At 71.2% G+C, this 19333-nt stretch carries 18 protein-coding genes; 7 read left to right on the top strand and 11 right to left on the bottom strand.

Annotation, left to right across the window (positions count from 1 at the left end):
* Positions 1 to 78: 78 nt before the first annotated feature.
* From QSK32_RS40415 to QSK32_RS40405, 3 genes are all read left to right on the top strand, one after another.
* On the top strand, positions 79 to 345 hold the full coding sequence (locus QSK32_RS40415) for a helix-turn-helix domain-containing protein (RefSeq protein WP_045744908.1): 267 nt from the start codon (positions 79 to 81) through the stop codon (positions 343 to 345).
* 134 nt (positions 346 to 479) lie between these two features.
* The gene (locus QSK32_RS40410) at positions 480 to 830 is read left to right on the top strand and encodes a hypothetical protein (protein ID WP_285474917.1); all 351 of its coding nucleotides are present in this window, start codon (positions 480 to 482) and stop codon (positions 828 to 830) included.
* A 30-nt stretch (positions 831 to 860) separates the two neighbouring features.
* Complete coding sequence (locus QSK32_RS40405) at positions 861 to 1376, top strand: hypothetical protein (protein WP_285474916.1); 516 nt, start codon at positions 861 to 863, stop codon at positions 1374 to 1376.
* 226 nt (positions 1377 to 1602) lie between these two features.
* On the opposite strand, the gene QSK32_RS40400 is transcribed toward QSK32_RS40405, so the two are convergent.
* From QSK32_RS40400 to QSK32_RS40380, 5 genes are read right to left on the bottom strand one after another with little or no spacing between them, the layout of a single operon-like run.
* Positions 1603 to 3048 carry an RICIN domain-containing protein gene (locus tag QSK32_RS40400; protein WP_285474915.1) on the bottom strand — a complete coding sequence of 482 codons (1446 nt, stop codon included), beginning with the start codon at positions 3046 to 3048 and terminating at the stop codon, positions 1603 to 1605.
* Positions 3045 to 4478, bottom strand: a complete 1434-nt coding sequence (locus tag QSK32_RS40395; RefSeq protein WP_285474914.1) for a pectinesterase family protein — start codon at positions 4476 to 4478, stop codon at positions 3045 to 3047. The genes QSK32_RS40400 and QSK32_RS40395 overlap by 4 nt, the downstream gene beginning before the upstream one ends.
* A gap of 51 nt (positions 4479 to 4529) precedes the next feature.
* Complete coding sequence (locus QSK32_RS40390) at positions 4530 to 5369, bottom strand: carbohydrate ABC transporter permease (protein WP_285474913.1); 840 nt, start codon at positions 5367 to 5369, stop codon at positions 4530 to 4532.
* Positions 5359 to 6243 carry a carbohydrate ABC transporter permease gene (locus QSK32_RS40385; RefSeq protein ID WP_045747501.1) on the bottom strand — a complete coding sequence of 295 codons (885 nt, stop codon included), beginning with the start codon at positions 6241 to 6243 and terminating at the stop codon, positions 5359 to 5361. Before QSK32_RS40385 ends, QSK32_RS40390 begins: the two co-directional genes overlap by 11 nt.
* Positions 6240 to 7562: an ABC transporter substrate-binding protein gene (locus QSK32_RS40380; protein ID WP_052721160.1), complete on the bottom strand. Its 1323-nt coding sequence runs from the start codon at positions 7560 to 7562 to the stop codon at positions 6240 to 6242. The genes QSK32_RS40385 and QSK32_RS40380 overlap by 4 nt, the downstream gene beginning before the upstream one ends.
* Before the next feature lie 132 nt (positions 7563 to 7694).
* Here QSK32_RS40380 and QSK32_RS40375 point away from each other — a divergent pair, with 132 nt between their 5' ends.
* Genes QSK32_RS40375 through QSK32_RS40360 form a run of 4 tightly spaced genes read left to right on the top strand, consistent with a single transcriptional unit; the run spans position 7695 to position 12144 of the window.
* Positions 7695 to 8504: a DUF6807 domain-containing protein gene (locus QSK32_RS40375; protein ID WP_285474912.1), complete on the top strand. Its 810-nt coding sequence runs from the start codon at positions 7695 to 7697 to the stop codon at positions 8502 to 8504.
* Positions 8501 to 9985, top strand: coding sequence for a glycoside hydrolase family 43 protein (locus tag QSK32_RS40370; protein ID WP_285474911.1), 1485 nt, complete (start codon positions 8501 to 8503; stop codon positions 9983 to 9985). The genes QSK32_RS40375 and QSK32_RS40370 overlap by 4 nt, the downstream gene beginning before the upstream one ends.
* Positions 9986 to 10042: 57 nt before the next feature.
* Positions 10043 to 10882: a DUF6807 domain-containing protein gene (locus QSK32_RS40365; RefSeq protein ID WP_285474910.1), complete on the top strand. Its 840-nt coding sequence runs from the start codon at positions 10043 to 10045 to the stop codon at positions 10880 to 10882.
* 8 nt (positions 10883 to 10890) lie between these two features.
* Positions 10891 to 12144: an ROK family transcriptional regulator gene (locus tag QSK32_RS40360; RefSeq protein ID WP_285474909.1), complete on the top strand. Its 1254-nt coding sequence runs from the start codon at positions 10891 to 10893 to the stop codon at positions 12142 to 12144.
* On the opposite strand, the gene QSK32_RS40355 is transcribed toward QSK32_RS40360, so the two are convergent.
* From QSK32_RS40355 to QSK32_RS40330, 6 genes are read right to left on the bottom strand one after another with little or no spacing between them, the layout of a single operon-like run.
* On the bottom strand, positions 12111 to 13802 hold the full coding sequence (locus tag QSK32_RS40355) for an ABC transporter ATP-binding protein (RefSeq protein WP_285474908.1): 1692 nt from the start codon (positions 13800 to 13802) through the stop codon (positions 12111 to 12113). The genes QSK32_RS40360 and QSK32_RS40355 overlap by 34 nt on opposite strands.
* A complete protein-coding gene (locus QSK32_RS40350; protein WP_285474907.1) occupies positions 13799 to 15487 on the bottom strand; it encodes an ABC transporter transmembrane domain-containing protein in 1689 nt (562 codons plus the stop codon). The genes QSK32_RS40355 and QSK32_RS40350 overlap by 4 nt, the downstream gene beginning before the upstream one ends.
* Positions 15484 to 16278: an ABC transporter ATP-binding protein gene (locus QSK32_RS40345; RefSeq protein WP_285474906.1), complete on the bottom strand. Its 795-nt coding sequence runs from the start codon at positions 16276 to 16278 to the stop codon at positions 15484 to 15486. The genes QSK32_RS40350 and QSK32_RS40345 overlap by 4 nt, the downstream gene beginning before the upstream one ends.
* A complete protein-coding gene (locus QSK32_RS40340) occupies positions 16275 to 17327 on the bottom strand; it encodes a FecCD family ABC transporter permease (protein WP_285474905.1) in 1053 nt (350 codons plus the stop codon). Before QSK32_RS40340 ends, QSK32_RS40345 begins: the two co-directional genes overlap by 4 nt.
* The gene (locus tag QSK32_RS40335) at positions 17324 to 18367 is read right to left on the bottom strand and encodes a FecCD family ABC transporter permease (protein ID WP_083449642.1); all 1044 of its coding nucleotides are present in this window, start codon (positions 18365 to 18367) and stop codon (positions 17324 to 17326) included. Before QSK32_RS40335 ends, QSK32_RS40340 begins: the two co-directional genes overlap by 4 nt.
* Positions 18364 to 19332, bottom strand: coding sequence for an ABC transporter substrate-binding protein (locus QSK32_RS40330; RefSeq protein ID WP_045747508.1), 969 nt, complete (start codon positions 19330 to 19332; stop codon positions 18364 to 18366). Before QSK32_RS40330 ends, QSK32_RS40335 begins: the two co-directional genes overlap by 4 nt.
* Position 19333 lies beyond the last annotated feature (1 nt).

Raw genomic sequence — 19333 nt, 5'->3', positions numbered from 1 at the left:
CCACTCTTGCGCGGTATAGTTATACCACCGCCGTGCGGTATATTTATACCACCAGTCCGGTCAGGCTATCCTGCTCCCATGGTTCGCCCACCGCTCACCCCCGAACAGATCGCCGCGGGCCAGCGCCTCGGCGCCGCACTCCGGGAAGCACGAGGCACCCGCAGCCTCGGCGAGGTGGCCCTGGCAGCCGGCATCTCCCCCGAGACCCTGCGCAAGATCGAGGCCGGCCGCCTCCCGGCCCCCGCGTTCGGCACCGTCGTCTGCCTGGGCGAGGTCCTCGGCGTCCCCCTCTCCGACCTGGCCGAGGTGTGGCTGGCCGGCATGCCCATGCGCCAGGCTTCCTGAAACCCATTCTTCCCCGGGTACGCGTCGAAAACCCCGCCGCCTCGATAAGTTCGGCGCACGAAACGGCCGTCGAAGCGCTGCTACGCCAGCCGTTTCCAGACACCGCATATGGACGCCGGGACGCGTTCGGCGACATGGACCACCACGTCGCCCGCCTCGCCGTGACCCAGGACTTCTGGGAGGACCGCAGCGAAGAGGTGGTCGGCCCGGCCCGGGACGCCATCGACCACGATCACGACCGGCTCGCCGCGGCGCTGACCGCAAGGTGGGGCCCGGCCGAAGAGGTCGACCTCGGGGAGACAGACCGCGAACTCGGCGAGGCAGCCGACTTCTTCCGCAGCCAGACACGGGACATGCTGGTATGGAGCTGCCCCACCTACAGCCGCTGGGTGGCGCTGGCCGTGATCCAGGCCGACCCCGAGCTCCCCTTCGAACTCTTCGTGGCAGTAGGCGCAGGACCCACCTGGTCCGCCGCGCGGAATTGACCGCATACGACGTCAGAAAGGCGCCGAGCAGTGAACCGCCGACGGGCAGCACACCTGATGGTCGGCCTGACCGCGGCACTGGCCCTGGCCACCGGCTGCTCCCCCGACGACGGGGACGAACCGCCGACCACCGCCCTCCTCGCGGACGTCACCCAGCAGGTCACCACCGACGCGAACGCCATGGCCGACGCGGCCGGCACCGAACTGATCAACTGGAAGACCAATCCCGCCCCCTGCACCGGCCGCAACGGCGAATTCGCCGACGACGACCGCTGGAGCCTCGGCGCCGTCGGCGACCTGAAGGTCGACCCCGCCGGCCAGCTCGCCACCCTCGGACGCATCAGGACAGTCCTGCAACAGCGGGGCTGGGAGATCACCGACGACAGCACCTTCGCCGACGGCACCCGCGGCAAACTCAGCGCCATCCACCCGTCGACCAGCCACACCACGGTCGTCACCACCACGGTGGACCGGCAATATCTCGCCGTCTCCCTGGGCAGCCCCTGCCACCTGCCCGCCCCCGGCGAGAACCCCTTGAGGAATTGACGTAGCCATCAGGGATTCGGTGGGGCGACGGGCGGCCTGCCCGAACGTTCCAGCGCTCGCTGGATTCGCCGTGAACAGACCCGGGAGACCGCGGGACACGAGTTTCCGGCGACGTCTCGGAACCTATCGACTCATGGTGCGTGACAAGGGCGGGCCGTTCCGATTGTCATGGACCTGCCGGCCGGCCGCCCGGAAGTTCGGGTGGCCGGCCGAATCGGTGCCAGTGTCACATGGTGATGGTGACCTGCGGGCCGGCGTTGGCCTTGACCACGGCGGGCACGTCGGCGGCCGGGTCGAGGGTGTACGCGTAGAAGCTGCTCGGTGTGAAGGCCGCACCGCCGGTGACCTGTTTACCGGTGCAGTTCACGGCGATGCTGCCGCTCTGCTTGAGCTGGCCGATCGTGGTGTCGTCGATGTTCCACGGGTTGTTGACCGTGTCGAAGTAGCTGTTCTCGAGGACCATCTTGGTGCCGCCTCGCGACAGATTCCCGTACGACGTGATGTTCTGCAGGTAGTTGTTGTAGAGGTGGGCGTAGAGCAGGTTGTCGGCGCTCGGGTTGCGCTGGTTGCTGTTGTGGATCCAGTTGTGGTGGATGGTCATCCGTGCGGTCACGTTGTCGGTCCAGCCGATGCCGAACGTCTTGTTGTGGTTGCCCATCACGTTCCAGGACACGGTCACGTACGAGGTGTCCTTGCGCGAGTCGATGTAGCCGTCGTTGATGTTCGTGAACGTGTTGTGGTCGATCCACACGTGGTCGGCGGTGTCCATCTGGATGCCGTCGTAGTCGAAGTCCTTGTCGTCCGGGTCGTCGGAGGCCACGGCGGTGTCGCCGATGGTCAGGTTCCGGATGATCACGTTGCGGACGCCGGTGCCGAGGAAGAAGCCGCCGGCTTTGATCCGGCCGGTGGTGCCCAGGCCGACGATCGTCTTGTTCGACGCGACCGGGATCTCGTAGCCGTAGGTCGGCACCGTGATGGTGCCGCTCACCTTGATGATGTACGCGGCGCTGGCGGTGGCGTATTTGAGCAGGTCGGCGTACGTGGTGACGGTCACCGTGGTGCCGCCCGTGCCGCCGGTGGTCGCGCCTCCGGTGCCGGCGAACCCGTCCGCCGTGTTCGACCAGGTGCGGCCGCCGCTGACCGGGGTGAACGCCCACTGTTTGTTGGTGTTGGCGGTGCAGGTCTCCTGGATGATCGCGCCGCCGGACGCGGTGGACGCATCCTTGTCGCTCATGCACAGACCGCTGTTGACGTTCACCACCTGGAACGTGTTCGTGCCACTCGCGACCAGCGTCCACAACTGGTTGTTCTGACTGGCGACGCAGCCGTACTGCTGCAACTGCACGCCGGAGGTCGTCGACCAGTCGGGCACGTCGATGCACTTACCGCTGTTGAGATTCACCAGCTGATAACTGGAACCGACGGCTTTCAGGGTGAACTGCTGCCACTTCGCGCCCGCCGTGCAGCCCCACTGCTGCAACAGGGCACCGTTCGCCGTCGACGCGCTCGGCACGTCGACACACATGCCGCTCTTCGTCACCACCAACTGATAGTCGGCGCCCGCGGCGGGCAACGCCGCCTGCGCGGGAAGGGCGGTGAGCCCGACCACCGCCACCGGGGTGGCCACGATCAGTGTGCTCAGCGCGTACCACCAAGAGGTCTTGATTTTCACAGCGGGTTCCACCCATCGGTGCCGGCGAGGTATTTCTGCGGGGTGTAGTTCGCGGCCGTGGCATCGCTCATCTGCGGCCGGTTGCTGTTGGTGGTCGCGCCCGAACCGGTGTTCTTGTATTCGAAGAACCGGGCGTTCTTCCACGAGTTGCTGGACATGTCGGTCCACGGCTGGGCGGTCGCGATCGTGGCGCTCAGGCTCGACTCGCGATAGAGGACCTGCGCGGCGGCACCCCACGGGCGGCCGAGTCCGGTCACGTTGTTCGCCGCGCCGGTGATGGTGCATTTGTAGAACAGGATTCCGTACGTCTTCGCGGCATCGGTGTTCGCCGCGGTGATCGGGCCGCCGGTGCTGCGTTTCTCGTAGATCGAGCTGGCGTTGAACACCACCGTCGCGCCGCCGAAGATGAAGTCGACGGTGCCCTCGACGTACGAGTTGGTGATGTACGCCCGGTAGTTGTTGACCAGCAGGGTGTCCTGGTTGCCGAGGAACCGGACGTTGGTGAACACCGACCGGTCGGCGTTGAGGTTCGCGGCGACCGCCTGGCTGCCCTCGCCGTAGTCGTTCGACATGGTCAGGTTCGCCGCGGCGAAGTCGTGGCCGTTGACGAAGACCGTGGCGCTGCCGGAGGTGCCGTACCCGCCGGCTGAGCTGTGGTTGTTCACGATCACGACGCCGCCGGCGGTGGATCCGGCGCCCTGCAGCGTCACGTACGGCTTGGTCGTCGGGATCGTGACGATCTCGCGGTACGTGCCGGCTTTGATCGTGATGACCTGCCGGGTGGTGTTGTTCGCCGGTACCGCGTCGACGGCCGCCTGAATGGTCCGGTAGGTGCCGGTGCCGTCCGCGGCGACCGTGCACGGGCAGGTGGCGCCCCCGCCGGTGCCGGATGCGGGATTGAACGCCCACTGTTTGTTGGTGTTGGCGGTGCAGGTCTCCTGGATGATCGCGCCGCCGGACGCGGTGGACGCGTCCTTGTCGCTCATGCACAGACCGCTGTTGACGTTCACGATCTGGAACGTGTTCGTGCCGCTTGCGACCAGGTTCCACAACTGATTGTTCTGACTGGCGACGCAGCCGTACTGCTGCAACTGCACGCCGGAGGTCGTCGACCAATCGGGCACGTCGATGCACTTACCGCTGTTGACGTTGACCAGCTGGTAACTGGAACCGACGGCCTTCAGGGTGAACTGCTGCCACTTCGCACCAGCCGTGCAGCCCCACTGCTGCAACAGGGCACCGTTCGCCGTCGACGCACTCGGCACGTCGACACACATGCCGCTCTTCGTCACCACCAACTGATAATCGGCACCCGCGGCGGGCAACGCCGCCTGTGCGGATGTCGTCGTCAGGCCGACGGCCGCGAGCGGGACGACGAGTGTCAGCGCCGCCAGCAGGAGGCGCTTCGTTCCTTTCCGGATTCTGGACACGAGGGTCCTTTCTGGTACGTACGACGTGCGGGACGGGGATACCGGCGGCGGTCACCGGAGTCCGGTGGTGGCGATTCCTTTGACCAGGTATTTCTGGCCGGCGATGAAGAAACCGATGACCGGGGCGAGGGAGACGAACGACATCGCGAACATCTCGCCCCACTGGCTCTGCCCCTCGGAGTCCATGAACTGCCGCAGGGCGAGCGGGACCGTGTAGAGCTGGGGATCGGTGAGGTACAGCAGGGGTGCGAAGAACTCGTTCCACACCGCGATGAACGTGAAGATCGCGGTGGTGGCGAAGGCCGGCAGGCAGAGCGGCATGATGATCTTCCAGAAGGTACGGAACGGTCCGCAGCCGTCGAGCCGGGCGGCGTCGTCGAGTTCGTCCGGCAGGGACCGCATGAACTGGACCATCAGGAAGATGTAGAAGCCGTTGGTGGCCAGGAAGTGCGGGACCAGCAGCGGATAGTACGTGTTGAGCCAGCCGAGCCGGTCGAACAGCACGTACTGCGGGACGACCAGGACGTGTCCGGGCAGCATCATCGTGCCGAGCATCAGCGCGAAGAACACCTGGCGGCCGCGGAAGCGCAGGCGGGCGAACGCGTACGCGGCCAGTGAGCAGGACAGCAGGTTCCCGGCGATGCTCAGCGTGACGATGACGGCCGAGTTCACCAGGTAGAGCGAGAACGGTTCGGCCAGGGAACTCCAGCCGCGGGCGTAGTTGCCGAGGTCCCAGGTGGCGGGCCAGAGCGACTCGTCGGTGAAGACCCGGGCGCTGGGCTTGACCGAGCTGGAGATCATCCACAGCAGCGGGTACATCATGACGACGCCGGCACCGCAGAGCAGCACGTGGCGCAGGAACCGGCGGGGACCGGCCGGGTCAGTTGTCATAGAACACCCAGTACCGGGCGGCCAGGAAGTTGATCGCCGTGAACCCGGCGATGATGATCAGCAGGAGCCAGGCCATCGAGGACGCGTAGCCCATGTCGAACTCGGCGAATCCCTTCTGGTACAGGTACAGGTTGTAGAACAGCGTCGACTCCGCGGGACCGCCGGTACCGTTGCTGATCACGTACCCCTGGGTGAAGGTCTGGAAGGACGCGATCAGCGACTGGACCAGGTTGAAGAAGATGATCGGGCTCAGCAGTGGCAGGGTGATCGACCGGAACTGCCGCCACGGTGAGGCGCCGTCCATCGCCGCCGCCTCGTAGTACATCGCCGGGATCTGCCGCAGCCCGGCCAGGAAGATCACCATCGGTGCGCCGAACGTCCAGACGTGCAGCAGGATGAGCGTGCTCAGCGCGAAGCGCGGGTCGGAGTTCCAGCCGGGGCCCTGGATGCCGAACCAGGCCAGGAAGTCGTTGACGATGCCCTGATAGCCGAAGATGTAGCGCCAGAGCATGACGATCGCGACACTGCCGCCGAGCAGGGACGGCAGGTAGTAGATGCTGCGGTAGATCGCCAGGCCGCGGACCCCGCGGTCCAGCAGCATGGCCACGCCGAGGGCGACAGCCAGCGAGAGCGGCACCGACACCAGCGTGTACGTGAACGTGACCTGCAGCGACTGGTGCAGCCTGCCGTCGTCGAGCATGGCCCGGAAGTTCGCCAGACCGGCCCACCGCGGTGGGGTGAGCAGGTCGTAGTCGGTGAAGGCGAGGTAGAGCGAGGCGAGGAACGGGCCGACGGTGAACAGGATGCCGCCGAACCAGGGCAGCAGGAACAGGTATCCGGCGTTGTCCTGGCGGCGCGCCCGAAGCGCGGTCATGTGGTCAGCGCCTTCCGCGCCTGGGCGAGGAACTGCTGTCCGGCCTCGGCCGGGGTGGTCCGCGTGAACTCCACCTCCGTACTGATGCTCTTGAGGATGTTGGTCAGTTTGCTCGCGCCGACCGGGTACGGGTAGGACGGCGGCAGCGTCTCGTCCTGCAGCTTCGCCAGGAAGTCGCTGGAGCGTCTGTTGTCCGCCTCCAGGGTCGGCGCGATCTGCGCGGCGATCACCCGGTTCGGCGGGACACCTCGCGTCGCGGCGCACAGTTTGGCCGGCTCCGCCTGGTTGGTCAGGAAGTTCAGCAGCTTGAGCGTCTCCTGCGGATGCCGGGAGCCGGCCGCGATCGACCACAGGGCCGGAGTGTCGATCGACTGTCCACGCCGGGCACCGTGGGTCTCCCCCGGGATGCGCAGCAGTTGCAGGTTCCCGCCGCAGGCCTGGTTGTAGCCGAGCAGGTTGTTCGTCGGGATGATCTGCGAGGCGATGGACTTCTTCGCCAGGTACGACTGCGCGGGCGAGGCGCCGTTGTTCTGGTCGATGAAACCGGCGGGCGGGATGGCGCCGCGGGCGCGCAGGTCCTCGGCGAGCTGGAACCAGGCGACCACGGTGGCCGCGCGGACGTCCAGGTCGCCCTGCGGGCTGAAGAAGTCGTCGCCGTGCTGGCGGGCGAAGACGAGCAGGTTCGCGGTGGTCCAGAGCTCGAAGTTGGCGCCGTAGACCTTGCCGCCGCTGGCCTTGGTGACGGCGGCCGCGAACGTGCCGAACTGCTCCCAGCTCCAGGTGTCGCCGTCGGGGACCGGCACGCCGTACTCGTCGGTGAGGGTCTTGTCGACGACGAAGCCGATGGTGTTGAGGCCCGACGGGATGCCGAAGATCTTGTCGCCGGCCTGCCCGAGCGCCGTCGCCTGCGGGGTGAGCCCGGACAGGTCGAGGTCGGCGGTGTGCGGGGCGAGGTCGAGCAGGGTGCCGCGGTCGGCGTACTCACGCAGGCTGTCGAAGCGCATGGCCATCAGGTCGGGTGCGTCACCGGCGGCGACGCGGGCGGCGAGTTTGTCCTTGTACGGGCTGCTGTCCTGGTATTCGGTGCGGACCCGCAGGCCGGGGTTGGCGGCCTGGAACGCGTCGAGCGCCTGCTGGGTGAACCCGGCGCGTTGCGCGTCGCCCCACCAGGCCATGGTCAGTGCGGTCCGGCCGTCGTCGTCGCTTCTGCCGCCGAAGCCGCGGCCGCAGCCGGACAGCCCGGCGGCCGCCCCGGCCAGCGCGCCGAGTCGGAGCACGTGACGCCGGCGCAGCCCGGACGGCTCGTCAACGGGGTTCACGGGGGTGTCCTTCCGCCATCGTTACGGATTTGTTTCAGTGTTTTATCTATCGAGTGGCATCCATGTCAAGGTTCCCGCCGAGAATTGTTTCAGTCATTGACATAACTGCCTGAGCGCCGAAAACTTGCCGCCATGCCGCAGGCTCACGCACTGACATGCGCCGGGCGGGTGGTGGCCCGCTACGTCTGGGAACCCGACCTGCCGGCCGCCGTCTCGCCCCGGCCCTACCTGCACCCGGTCACCACCCTCGGCGGCGCCACCGTCACCGGGTTCATGCCCACCGACCACCGGCACCACCTCGGCGCCAGCGTCGCCGTGCCGGTCGTCAACGACGCCAACTTCTGGGGCGGACGCACCTACCTGCGCGACCGCGGCTCGGTCCACCTCGACAACCACGGACGGCAGCGCCACGCCCGCTGGCTGCACCGCACCGGCGACCGCCTCGCGCAGGAACTGGACTGGGTCGCCCGCGACGGCCAGGTCATCGCCCGGGAACGGCGCGTCCTCAGCACGTCACCGCTCACCGACACCGCCTGGACACTGCGTTTCGAGTACGCCCTGAGCAGCGCCGACGACCGCACGTTGACACTCTGCAGCCCGGCCGTGCGGGGCCGGGCCGGCGCGGGGTACGGCGGCTTCTTCTGGCGGGCGCCCGCCGGACCGGCGACGATCCGCGCGTTCGCCCGGGACGGCGGCGCCGACGTGCACGGCAGCCGCGAACCGTGGATCGCCCTCGGCACCGACACCTGGACGCTGACCTTCCACACCGGCACGGCCGGCGGCGACCCGTGGTTCGTGCGCTCGGCCGACTACGCCGGGGTGTGCTCGGCGATCGCCTGGGACCGTCCGCTGGTCATCGCGCCCGGCCAGGTCTTCACCCGGCGCATCGCCGTGGTCGTCGCCGACGGCTCCGCGGCGGCCTTCCCCGGAGGTACGCGGTGAACATCCCCTACCGCAATCCGGTCCTGTTCGCCGACTGGTCCGATCCCGACGTGATCCGGGTCGGCGACACCTACTACCTGACCGCCAGCAGCTTCAACCGGGTTCCCGGCCTGCCGGTCCTGGCCTCGCCCGACCTGGTCGACTGGCGGATCCTCGGTCACGCCCTGCCGTGGCTGACACCGCGCGAGCACTACCGCGTGCCCCGGCCCGGCTGTGGCGTGTGGGCGCCCGCCCTGCGGTTCCACGACGGACGGTTCTGGATCTGCTACCCCGACCCGGACCACGGCATCTTCGTCACCACCGCCCGGGACCCGGCCGGGCCGTGGACCCCGCCGCGGCTCGTGCTGCCCGGACGGGGCCTGATCGACCCGTGCCCGCTGTGGGACGACGACGGCCGGGCGTACCTGGTGCACGGCTGGGCGCGCAGCCGCTGCGGATTCAACAACCGGCTCACCGCGTACCCGATGAGCCCGGATCTCGCTCGTCCCCTGACTGACGGGACCGTGATCGTCGACGGCGACACGATCGACGGCTGCCGAACCCTGGAAGGGCCGAAGTGGTATCGGCGCGACGGCTGGTACTGGATCTTCGCGCCCGGGGGTGGCGTCACCGACGGCTGGCAGTACGCGATGCGGTCGCAACACGTGTTCGGCCCCTACGAACCCCGGATCGTGCTCGCCCGGGGCGACACCGACGTCAACGGCCCGCACCAGGGCGCCTGGGTCGACGACTGGTTCCTGCACTTCCAGGATCGCGGCGCGTTCGGCCGGGTGGTCCACCTGCAACCGCTGAGCTGGGACGACGACGGCTGGCCGGAGATCGGCGACCACGGCACCCCGGTCGCCGGCACTGGCAGTGTGCGGGCGACCGGACCGGCCACCTCCGACACGTTCGACGGCGGCCGGCCCGGACCCCAGTGGACCTGGCCGGCCAACCCCACCGGCGACGAGATCCTGGCCCACTCCGGCAACGGTCTGCGGCTGGCCTGCCGGCCCGGCGACGACCTGCGCCGTCTGCCGGCCGTACTCGGCCAGCGGCTGCCCGGCCCCCGCCTGCGGGCCGAGACCGGGCTGCGCCTGGACGCCCCGCCCGGATCACGGGCCGGGCTCGTCGTGCTCGGCCGCACCTACGCCTGGATCGGCCTCACCCACCGGCCCGACGGCACCTATCTGACCTGCCGATTCGCGGAGGACCACGGAGAAACCGAGCACCACGGAGAAGCCGAGGACCACGGAGAACGGGATGCGGCGGACCCCGTCCTGATCCCCGCCGGCGCAGCGGTACGGCTCGTCCTGACCGTGACCGACACCGCGCAGGTCCGGTTCGCCGCGGAGATCGACGGCGCACGGTGGGACGCCTTCCCGGTGTTCACCGCCACCCCCGGCCTCTGGATCGGCGCCACCCTCGGCCTGTTCGCCATCGGCCCCGGCGGGCACGCCGACTTCGACCGGTTCGACGTCACCGGATCGCCGCCGTCCTGATCCCCCACGTCCCGCACTATCCTGCTCAGCAAGAACCCGCCCCGCCCGGAGGTCCCCGTGACCGGTGACGCCACCGCCGTCCTGCGTCTCGCCGACCGGGTCGTCGCCGAGTACGCGTGGCGTCCCGATCTGCCCGTCGCGCTGGCGCCCCGGCCGTACCTGCACCCGGTCCGCACCCTGGCCGGGGCCGCCGTCACCGAGCTGATGCCGGACTCGCACCGGCACCACCTCGGCGCCGGCGTCGCGATCGCCGAGGTCGACGGCGCGAACTTCTGGGGCGGCCGCACCTTCCTGCCCGGACACGGCCCGGCGTGGCTGGACAACCAGGGCACCCAGCATCACGTCCGCTGGCTGCGACGCGACGACACCCGGCTCAGCCACACCCTGCGATGGACCACGATCGACGGCCGTCCGCTGCTCACCGAACGCCGCGACCTGACCTGCCGGCCCGCCGGGGAGGACGCCTGGGCGCTGAGCTACCGGTTCGCCCTCACCAACGCCACCGGCGGGGAACTGCCGATCCGCAGCCCCGCCGCGCACGGGCGGACCGGCGCCGGATACGGCGGCTTCTTCTGGCGCGCCCCGGCCGGGCCGTGCCGGACGACGTCCCCGGACGGCACCGGCGTCGAGGCGGCCCACGGCCGGTGCACCGGCTGGCTGGCGGTGGAGGGCGACGGCTGGACCCTGGTCTTCATCGCGGCGAGCCCGGAGACCCGCCGCGACCCCTGGTTCGTCCGCACCCGCGACTACGTGGGCGTCGGATCCGCGCTCGCCTGGGACCGGCCGCTGCTGCTCGCCCCCGGCGCGACACTGACCCGGCACGTCGTCACGGTGATCGCCGACGGTCCGGTCGGGACGGACCGGGCCGCCGCGTACGCCGCCGACCTGGCCTCATGATCCGCTCGGTGCACCGCGTCGCGCCCGCCACCGGCACCCCGATCCGGCAGGACAGCCTCCGCGCCCACAACCTGGTCCTGACCTTCCAGCAGATCGTCGACGCCCGTCAGGCGCCGATCTCGCGCAGCGAACTCGCCGCCGGCACCGGCCTGACCCGGCCGACCATCTCGCGGATCGTCGACGAACTGCTCACCGCCGGCCTGATCGTCGAAGCCGGCCCGGCCCGCTCCGGCACCAGCGGACGCCCCCGGGTCGGCCTGAGCCTGGCCCGCACCGGGCCGGCCGGGCTGGGCCTGGACATCCGCGCCGGCGCCCTGTCCGCCTGCGTCGTCGACCTCACCGGAACCGTGCGGCACCTCGAGTTCACCCCGCACAACGGCCGGGACCGGCCGGCCGAGGAGACCCTGCACAGCCTGGCCCGGATGGCCCGTACCGCGATCCGGGCCGCGGCCGACGACGACCTCACCGTGGTCGGCGCGACGTTCGCAGCGCCGGGCCGCGTCGAGAACACCTCCGTGGTACGCCGGGCGCCGACCCTGGGCTGGCACGACGTCGACGCCGGGGCCGCCCTGACCCGGCTGATCGGGTCGGCTGCGGTGCCGGTCGTGGTCGGCAACGACGCCGCACTGTCCACTCTCGGCGAGCTGTACGCCGGAGCACCCGAACCGCGCGGTTTCGTCTGCGTCAGCGGCGAGTTCGACATCGGTGCCGGCATCGTGCTCGACGGCCGCCCCCTGCGCGGTCACCGCGGTCACCTCGGCCACGTGCTGGTCGACAGCGCCGGGCCGCCGTGTGTCTGCGGCGCGTCCGGCTGTCTGCAGGGCTACGCCGGGCTCCGCGAGATCCTCGCCGCGGCCGGTCACGACGGCCCCGCGGAGGCGCCGGCCGTGGCGATCGACGCCCTGGTCTCCGCCGGGTCGCCGACCGTCCTTCGGGCCCTCGACCGGGCGGCCACCGGCCTCGGCATCGCGATCTCCGGGCTGCTGAACCTGGTCGAGGTGGACACGGTCCTGCTCGGCGGCGGCTATTCGCTGCTGGCGTCCTGGCTGGTCGAGGGCATCGAACGGGAGATCCGCGACCGGGTGCTGAGCGCCCGGTGGACGCCGGTCCAGGTGCGCCCGGCGCCGCTGGGCCCGGACGCGGCGGTGATCGGGGCGGCGCTCGACGCCATCGACACGGTCCGCCGCGACCCGAACCGCTGGCTGGCCCAGCCGCGCCGGCAGGATGGTCAGCCCCGCCAGGCCTCCCAGAGCTCGGCGTAGGTGCCACCGGCGTCGACGAGCTCGTGGTGGGTGCCGGTCTCCACGATCCGGCCGCGGTCCATGACGACGATGCGGTCGCAGGCGGCGGCCTGGGACAGGCGATGGGCGATGACCAGCCCGGTGCGCCCGGCCAGGGCTGCCGCGGCGGCGTGGTCGAGCGGCCCCGCCTGCGTGGATCCGGCCTCGGCGGTGGCCTCGTCGAGGACGGCGAGGTCCGGGCCGGCGAGCAGCAGCCGGGCCAGGGCGACCTGTTGCGCCTGCGCGTCGGTGAGCGGATGTCCGCCGGCGCCCACCACCGTGTCCAGGCCGTCCGGCAGCAGGTCGAGGAGTCCGGTCGTGCCGGTGGCCTCGAACGCGGTGCGGATGTCGCGGTCGGTGGCCGAAGGGGCGGCGAGGGTCAGGTTGTCGCGGAGGGTTCCGGCGAACACGTGCACCTCCTGGGTGATCACCGCGGTGCGGCCGGGCCGGGTCACGGTTCCGGCCTCGGGCCGGTGGATGCCGGCGACCACCGCGGCGAGGGTGCTCTTCCCGGCTCCGGAGACGCCGACGACGGCGACGTGCTCACCGGGCGCGATGGTGACGGTGACGTCGTCGAGGGCGGGCGGGCCGTCGCCGTACCGGAAGACGATCCCGCGGAGCAGGACGCCGGCGGTCGCCGGTTCGCCCCCGTCCGGCACCTCCGGGATGGTGACGACTCCGATCATGCGGCTCAGCGAGGCGAGGGCGGACTGCAGGTCGTCGATCACGTACAGCAGCGCGTTGACCGGCCCGAGCAGGCGCAGCACCAGGAGCATCGCGGTGGTGGCCCCGCCCACGGTGGACATGCCGTGATCGACGAGGACGAAGCCGACGACCAGGACCCCGGCCAGGCTCAGGCATTCACCGAGGTTGAGGCGGGCGCTGAGCATGCTCTGCACGATCCGGGCGCGCAGCGACTGCACCGCCACGGCCCAGGACGCGGCCAGCACGGCGCGGTGCCGCTGCTCGGCCAGTCCGAAGCCGAGCACGGTGGCGTGACCGCGCTGGGACTCGAGGATCTGCTGGGTGCGGGCGCTCATCGCGGTCCGCTCGGCGCGGTACACCGGCGGCCCGGCGCGCAGATACCAGCGCATCGCGAGCGCGTAGACCGGCAGCACGACGGCGAAGGCGGCTGCGTAGGGCGGTTCCAGGGCCGCGAGCCCGCCCACGGACACGACGATCGTGAACGCCGTGACGGTGAGCGCCGGGATCACCGCGGGCGCCGCGTCGGCGACGGCGGTGACGTCGTCGCTGGTCCGGGAGATGAGGTCGCCCGTCCCGGCCTGCTCGACCACGTGTTGCGGGAGCGTCATGGCCCGGCCCACGAGCTGTTCGCGCAGTGTGGCGAGGACGGTGTGGTAGACGCGGGTGGCGAGGACGACCGTCACCGCGGTGCCCGTCGCGCCGAGGACCGTGGCGAGGGCCATCACGGCGGTGACCGTCAGGACGGTGCCGGCGCCGGCGGTGCCGGTCCGCACCCGGTCCACGAGGTACCCGATCGCCAACGGTGGGATCAGGTCGACGCCGGTGCTGACCATCCCGAGCACGCCGGTCGCGACGAGCCGGAGCCGGTGCCCGCCGCTGAGCCGCCACATCTCCCGGGCGGTCTCCCGGCCACCCGCGACCGGCAGCCCGCTCACGGCGTCGTCTCCGGGAGCAGCTCGACGATCCGGTCGCAGGCGCCGAGCAACCCGGGCGCGGTGGCGAGGAGCAGCGTGGAGCGCCCCCGGCGGATGTCGTTCAGCCGCCCGGTGATCACGTGTTCGGTCACCGAGTCGACGGCGGTGGTCGGGTCGTGCAGCACGAGCACCGGCGCATCACTCGCCAGAGCACGCGCGAGCGCGACCCGCTGCCGCTGCCCACCGGAGAGACGGTTGCCGCCCTCACCGACCGGAGCGTCCGGATCGGTGGCGAAGTCGTCGCAGGCGGCCGCACGGACCGCGGCCGGGTCACCGCTGAGATTGTCGCCGATCGTGCCACTGAACAGCGTCACCCGGTGCGGGGCGACGGTGACCCGCGATCGGTAGGCGGCCGGGGCCAGTTCCCGTGCCGGGAGCCCGTCCAGCCGGACCTGGGGGTCGTCGCCGGCCCACGGGTCCAGCAGCGCGGCGGCGAGGCGGGCCGCGGTCCGGTCGTCGGTGTGGACACCGACGAACTCGCCCGGCCCGACCCGGACCGGCGTGCGCAGGCCGGCGACGGACAGCTCCAGGACCGGGAGGGCCGCCACCTCGAACCGGGACGTCTCCTGCAGGCCCGGCGGGGCGGGAACGGCGTCCAGCAGGCGCGCGGCCGAGGCGCGGGCCCCGGCGAGGTTGGGGATCGACATGTTCGCGATCGACTCGATCTGCGGCAGGAGGGCCTGGGTGAGGCCGACCGCGGCGATCAGCTCACCGACGCTCAGCCGCCCGGCCACCGCGGACCAGCCCGCCAGTCCCATCACCGTCGCGACGAACACGCCGGTGACCGCGCCCGAGCCCGCGAGGAACCTGCCCAGAAAGCCCGCGTTGCGTACGGCTCCGGCCAGGGTCTCCTGACTGGCCCGCCGGTACCGCCCGGTCGCCTCCGCCTCGGCTTCGACGCCGATCCCCTTGACGACCCGGTACCCGGCGACCAGGTCGGTGGCCCGCCCGACTGTGGACGCCAGCAGCCCCTGGTATTCGCGGGTGTCCCGGGAGAACCGCTCGCTGAGCACGCCCATCGACCAGACCGCGACGGGCGCGCCGATCAGCACCACGAGGCCGAGCAGCCGGTCCATCGCCAGCAGCGACGCCGCGATGAACCCGACGGCCACGATCCGCGCGACCGGCATGATCACCAGGATCACCCCGTTCGCCAGGCGGGCGACGTCGCTCGTCATCAGCGCCACGACACCGCCGTCCGGCGTGCGGCCGGTCCCGTCGACGGGATGCAGCACGCCGGCCGAGAGGGTGCCGCGGAGCCGGTGCTGCAGCAGCTGCACCGCGTAGGCGGTCAGCCGCAGCGCGAGTTTCGCCGCCGACGTCAACGCGACGTACACGGCGACCAGCACACCGAGCCACAACGTGAGCTGTCCGGTGTCGCCGGTCGCCAGCGCCCGGTCGATCGCGAGGCCCATCACCACCGGGACCGCCGCCTCGCCCACCTGCCACACGGTCGCGAACAGCATCGCGGGAACGGTGACCCGTTTCCGCGAGAAGATCACGCGGAGCAGGAACCGGCCCGGCGTGGTCCCGGCCCCGGCCGCGAACGGCCGGATCCGGCCGGGTTCGGCGGGGGTGTGCAGCAGAACGGGCAGCCGGCGGGTCAGCGGCCCGCGGCCCAGCCCGCGCGGGTCGTCGCGGCTCACCGGCCCCGTCCCAGCGGCACCACCTGCGGGGTGCCGGCCACCGGATCGGGCACCACTATGCACCGCAGGCCGAACACCTTCTCCACCAGCTCGACCGTGACGACCTGATCGGGCGGGCCCTCGGCGACGACCCGGCCGTCCTTCATCGCGATCACGTGCGTACCCCAGCGGGCGGCGTGGTTCAGGTCGTGCAGCACGGCGACCATGGTGTGCCCGGCGTGGTGCAGGTCGGTGAACAGCTCCATCAGCTCGATCTGGTGGGTGATGTCGAGGAACGTGGTCGGCTCGTCGAGCAGCAGGATGTCGGTGCGCTGGGCGAGCGCCATCGCCACCCACACCCGCTGCCGCTGCCCGCCCGACAACTCGTCCACCAGCCGGCCGGACAGGTCGGTGACCGCGGTCTGCTCCATCGCCCGCGCCACGGCCCGCTCGTCGTCCTCGGTCCACTGCCGGACGAACCCCTGGTACGGGTACCGCCCGCGGGCCACCAGGTCGGCGACCGTGATCCCGTCGGGTGCGATCGCCGTCTGCGGCAGCAGCCCGACCCGGCGGGCCACCTCCTTCGTCGGGTACGACCGGATGTCCGCCCCGTCGAGGATCACCTGACCGGCGCTCGGCCTGAGCAGCCGGGCCATCCCGCGCAGCAGGGTCGACTTGCCGCACGCGTTCGGGCCCACGATCACCGTGAACGACCGGTCCGGGATCGACAGCGACAGGTTCTCAGCGATGACCCGCCGGTCGTACCCGAGGGATGCGCTGTCGACGTGGAGCCGGGGTGTTCCAGCGTTCACAGTCGTCGCCTCGCTTCGGTGAACAGCAGCCGGCCCAGGTAGCCGCCGCCGAGGATGACGGTGACGACCCCGACCGGCAGCGGGGTGGGGGCGACGTGCTGGGCGATGTAGTCCGCCACCAGGCACAGCAGGGCGCCGGTGAGGGCGGCCGGCACGAGGGTGATCCCCGCCGTGCGGGCCAGTCGGCGGGCGATCTGCGGGGCGAGCAGCGAGATGAAGGCGATCGGCCCGGACGCGGCGGTCACGGTCGCGGTCAGCGCGACACCCACCACGATCAGGCCGAGACGCGTGGACGAGACCGGCACGCCCTGGGCCGCGGCGGCGTCGTCGCCCAGCTCCAGCTGCCGCATCGGCCGGCTCGCCGCGCCGGCCACCAGCAGGAGCACGGTGATGCAGGCGCCGCCGGTGGCCACCTGATCCCAGGACACCCCGTTGAGTGATCCGGCGCCCCAGGCGGCCGCGGCCATCGCCTGTTCCAGCTCGGCCTGCAGGATCAGCCAGACGTTCAGCGACTCGAGCACCGCGGAGACGCCGATGCCGACCACGATCAGGCGGAACCCCTGCACCCCGCGCCGGTACGCGAGCACGTACACCGCGAGGGCGGTGGCCATGCCGCCCGCCAGCGCCCCGCCGACCAGCTGCCAGTAGCCGCCGTCGATGATCAGGATGACGAGCAGCGCACCGGTGTACGAGCCCTGGGAGAACCCGATGATGCCGGGGTCGGCGAGCGGGTTGCGCAGCATCGACTGGAAGACCGCACCGGACACCCCGAGCGCGGCGCCGAAGATCAGGGCCGCCGCGACCCGGGGCAGCCGCCACTCGACCACGATGTCGTGGACGAGCCCGGTCTCGCCGCCGGTCAGCGCGGCGAGTACCTGCCCGGTGCCGAGGTGGTACGAGCCGGTCGTCAGGGCCAGCACCGCCGTGCCCGCGGCTGCCAGTGTGAGCAGGGCGCAGACGACGGCCGAGCGCCGGTCGAGGCGTACCGCGATCCGCCGGCGCCGCAGCACCAGGACGCGCCGCCCGAAGTCCACCCGTGCCCCGCTCACAGTCCGCTCGCCTTCGACCGGCGGACCAGGGCGATGAGGACGGGAGCGCCGACGAAGGCGGTGACGACACCGACCGGGATCTCGCTCGGGTGCATGACGACGCGCCCGAGGATGTCGGAGGCCAGCAGCAGGATCGGGGCGAGCAGGAGGCTGTAGGCGAATATCCAGCGCTGGTGCGGGCCGACGATCCAGCGGGCCACGTGCGGCACCATCAGCCCGACGAAGGCGATCGGCCCGGCGATCGCGGTCCCTCCGCCGGCGAGCAGGGTGAGCGCGACGATCGCGAGGATGCGGGTGACGGCCGGCCGCACGCCCTGGGCGGCGGCCAGTTCGTCGCCCAGGGCCATCGCGTCGAGCGGGCCGGACACCGCGACGGCCAGGACGAGCGCCACCGCGAAGAACGGCAGGACCGGCCACAGCAGATCGACGGGCCGGCCCACGATCGAACCGGCGTTCCAGGACCGCATGGCGTCGAACGCCGCGGGGTTGGTCAGTTCGAGCGCGGATCCGGCGCCGCGGAGCACCGCGCCGACGCAGACCCCGGCGAGCACCATGACCACCGGTGACTGCCCCTGCCGGGTGGACCCGAGGGCGAGCACCATGAGGGTGACGATCAGCGCCCCGGCGAAGGCGAACCACAGGTAGCCGCCGATGTCGCGGATGCCGAACAGCCCCACGGCGACGGTCACCGCGAACGACGCGCCCGCGTGGACGCCGAGGATGCCCGGGTCGGCGAGCGGGTTGCGGGTCACCGCCTGGTTCAGTGCTCCCGCCACGCCGAGGGCCACGCCGACGACGAGGCCCACGACGGTACGCGGCAGCCGGTAGTCCCGGATCGCGAACTGGTCGATGTCGGCGGCCGGGTGGAACAGTGCGTCCCACACCACCGACGGCGCGATCGCCGTCGACCCGACCATCACGCTCAGCACCAGCAGGAGCAGCAGGGTCCCGAGCGCGACGGCCAGCCCGATCGAGCGCCGGCGCGATCCGGGAACCGGCACGGTCCCCGGATCGTCGCGGCGCAGGGCGAGTGCGGTCATTCCTTGGCGGGCAGGGTCGCCAGGGCGGCGTCGAGCGAGTCCAGGTATCGCAGGACCGGCCCGTAGGAGTTGTTGCCGGGGCAGAAGACGCCGAGCGCGCGACCGGACTGGACCGCGGGCAGTGCCTTCCACGTGTTGGTCGCGACCACCGGCGCGAACGGCTCGGTCGGGCGGCCCGCGGCGTCGACCGGGTAGGTGATCACGTCGTACTTCGACAGGCCCGCGATCTGCTCGAACGGCAGGGACGTCCAGCCCAGTGGGTCCGCGCCGGCGGCCGCCTCGGGGAACGTCATGCCGATGTCGCCCTGGGCGATCTCGACACATCCGAAGTCCGCGATGGAGAACGTGCCGGGGTCGGAGCTCGCCCAGCGGTCGACGTTGACGAACGAGGTGTCCTTGATGAGCGTGGCGTACGTCTGCTGGATCGTGGCGATCTTCGCGGTGAACGCCGCCTGCTGGCCGCTGAGCCCGTCGGTCACGTTGCCGGCCTCCGCCAGCGCGCCGGCGAAGGTCTTCCACTCGACGTCGAGTCCCCAGAAGAGGGTCGGGGCGATCGAGTCCAGCTGCTTGGCGATCTGCTCGAACTCGCTGTCCGGGAGCTGGGCCAGGATGAGGTCCGGCTTCAGGGCGGCGAGTTTCTCCATGTCGACCTGGTCGCCGCTGGAGCCGAGGCTGGTGGCCGCCTGGAACGTGGCCTTCTGCTGTTCCGGGATGAGGCTGAGTTCGGAGGCGGTGACGTCGGTGACACCGACCGGCGCGCCACCCATGTCGATCAGCGGAAGGGTCGTGTTGCCGATCGTGACGACCCGCTGCGGGTCGGCGGGGACCTCGACCGTGCCGTTGTCGGCGGTGACGGTACGCGTCGCCACGGTGGTCTCGCCGGCGTCGTCACCGTCGCCGCCGCAGGCGGACAGGACGAGCGCGGCACCCAGAAGGGCGGCGGTCAGCAGGCGTGTCGTGGTCATG

The sequence above is a fragment of the Actinoplanes sp. NBRC 101535 genome (assembly GCF_030269225.1).
Lineage (GTDB): Bacteria > Actinomycetota > Actinomycetes > Mycobacteriales > Micromonosporaceae > Actinoplanes > Actinoplanes rectilineatus.
Note: the sequence above shows the minus strand (reverse complement) of the source record. Positions and strands in the feature narration are given on the sequence as shown.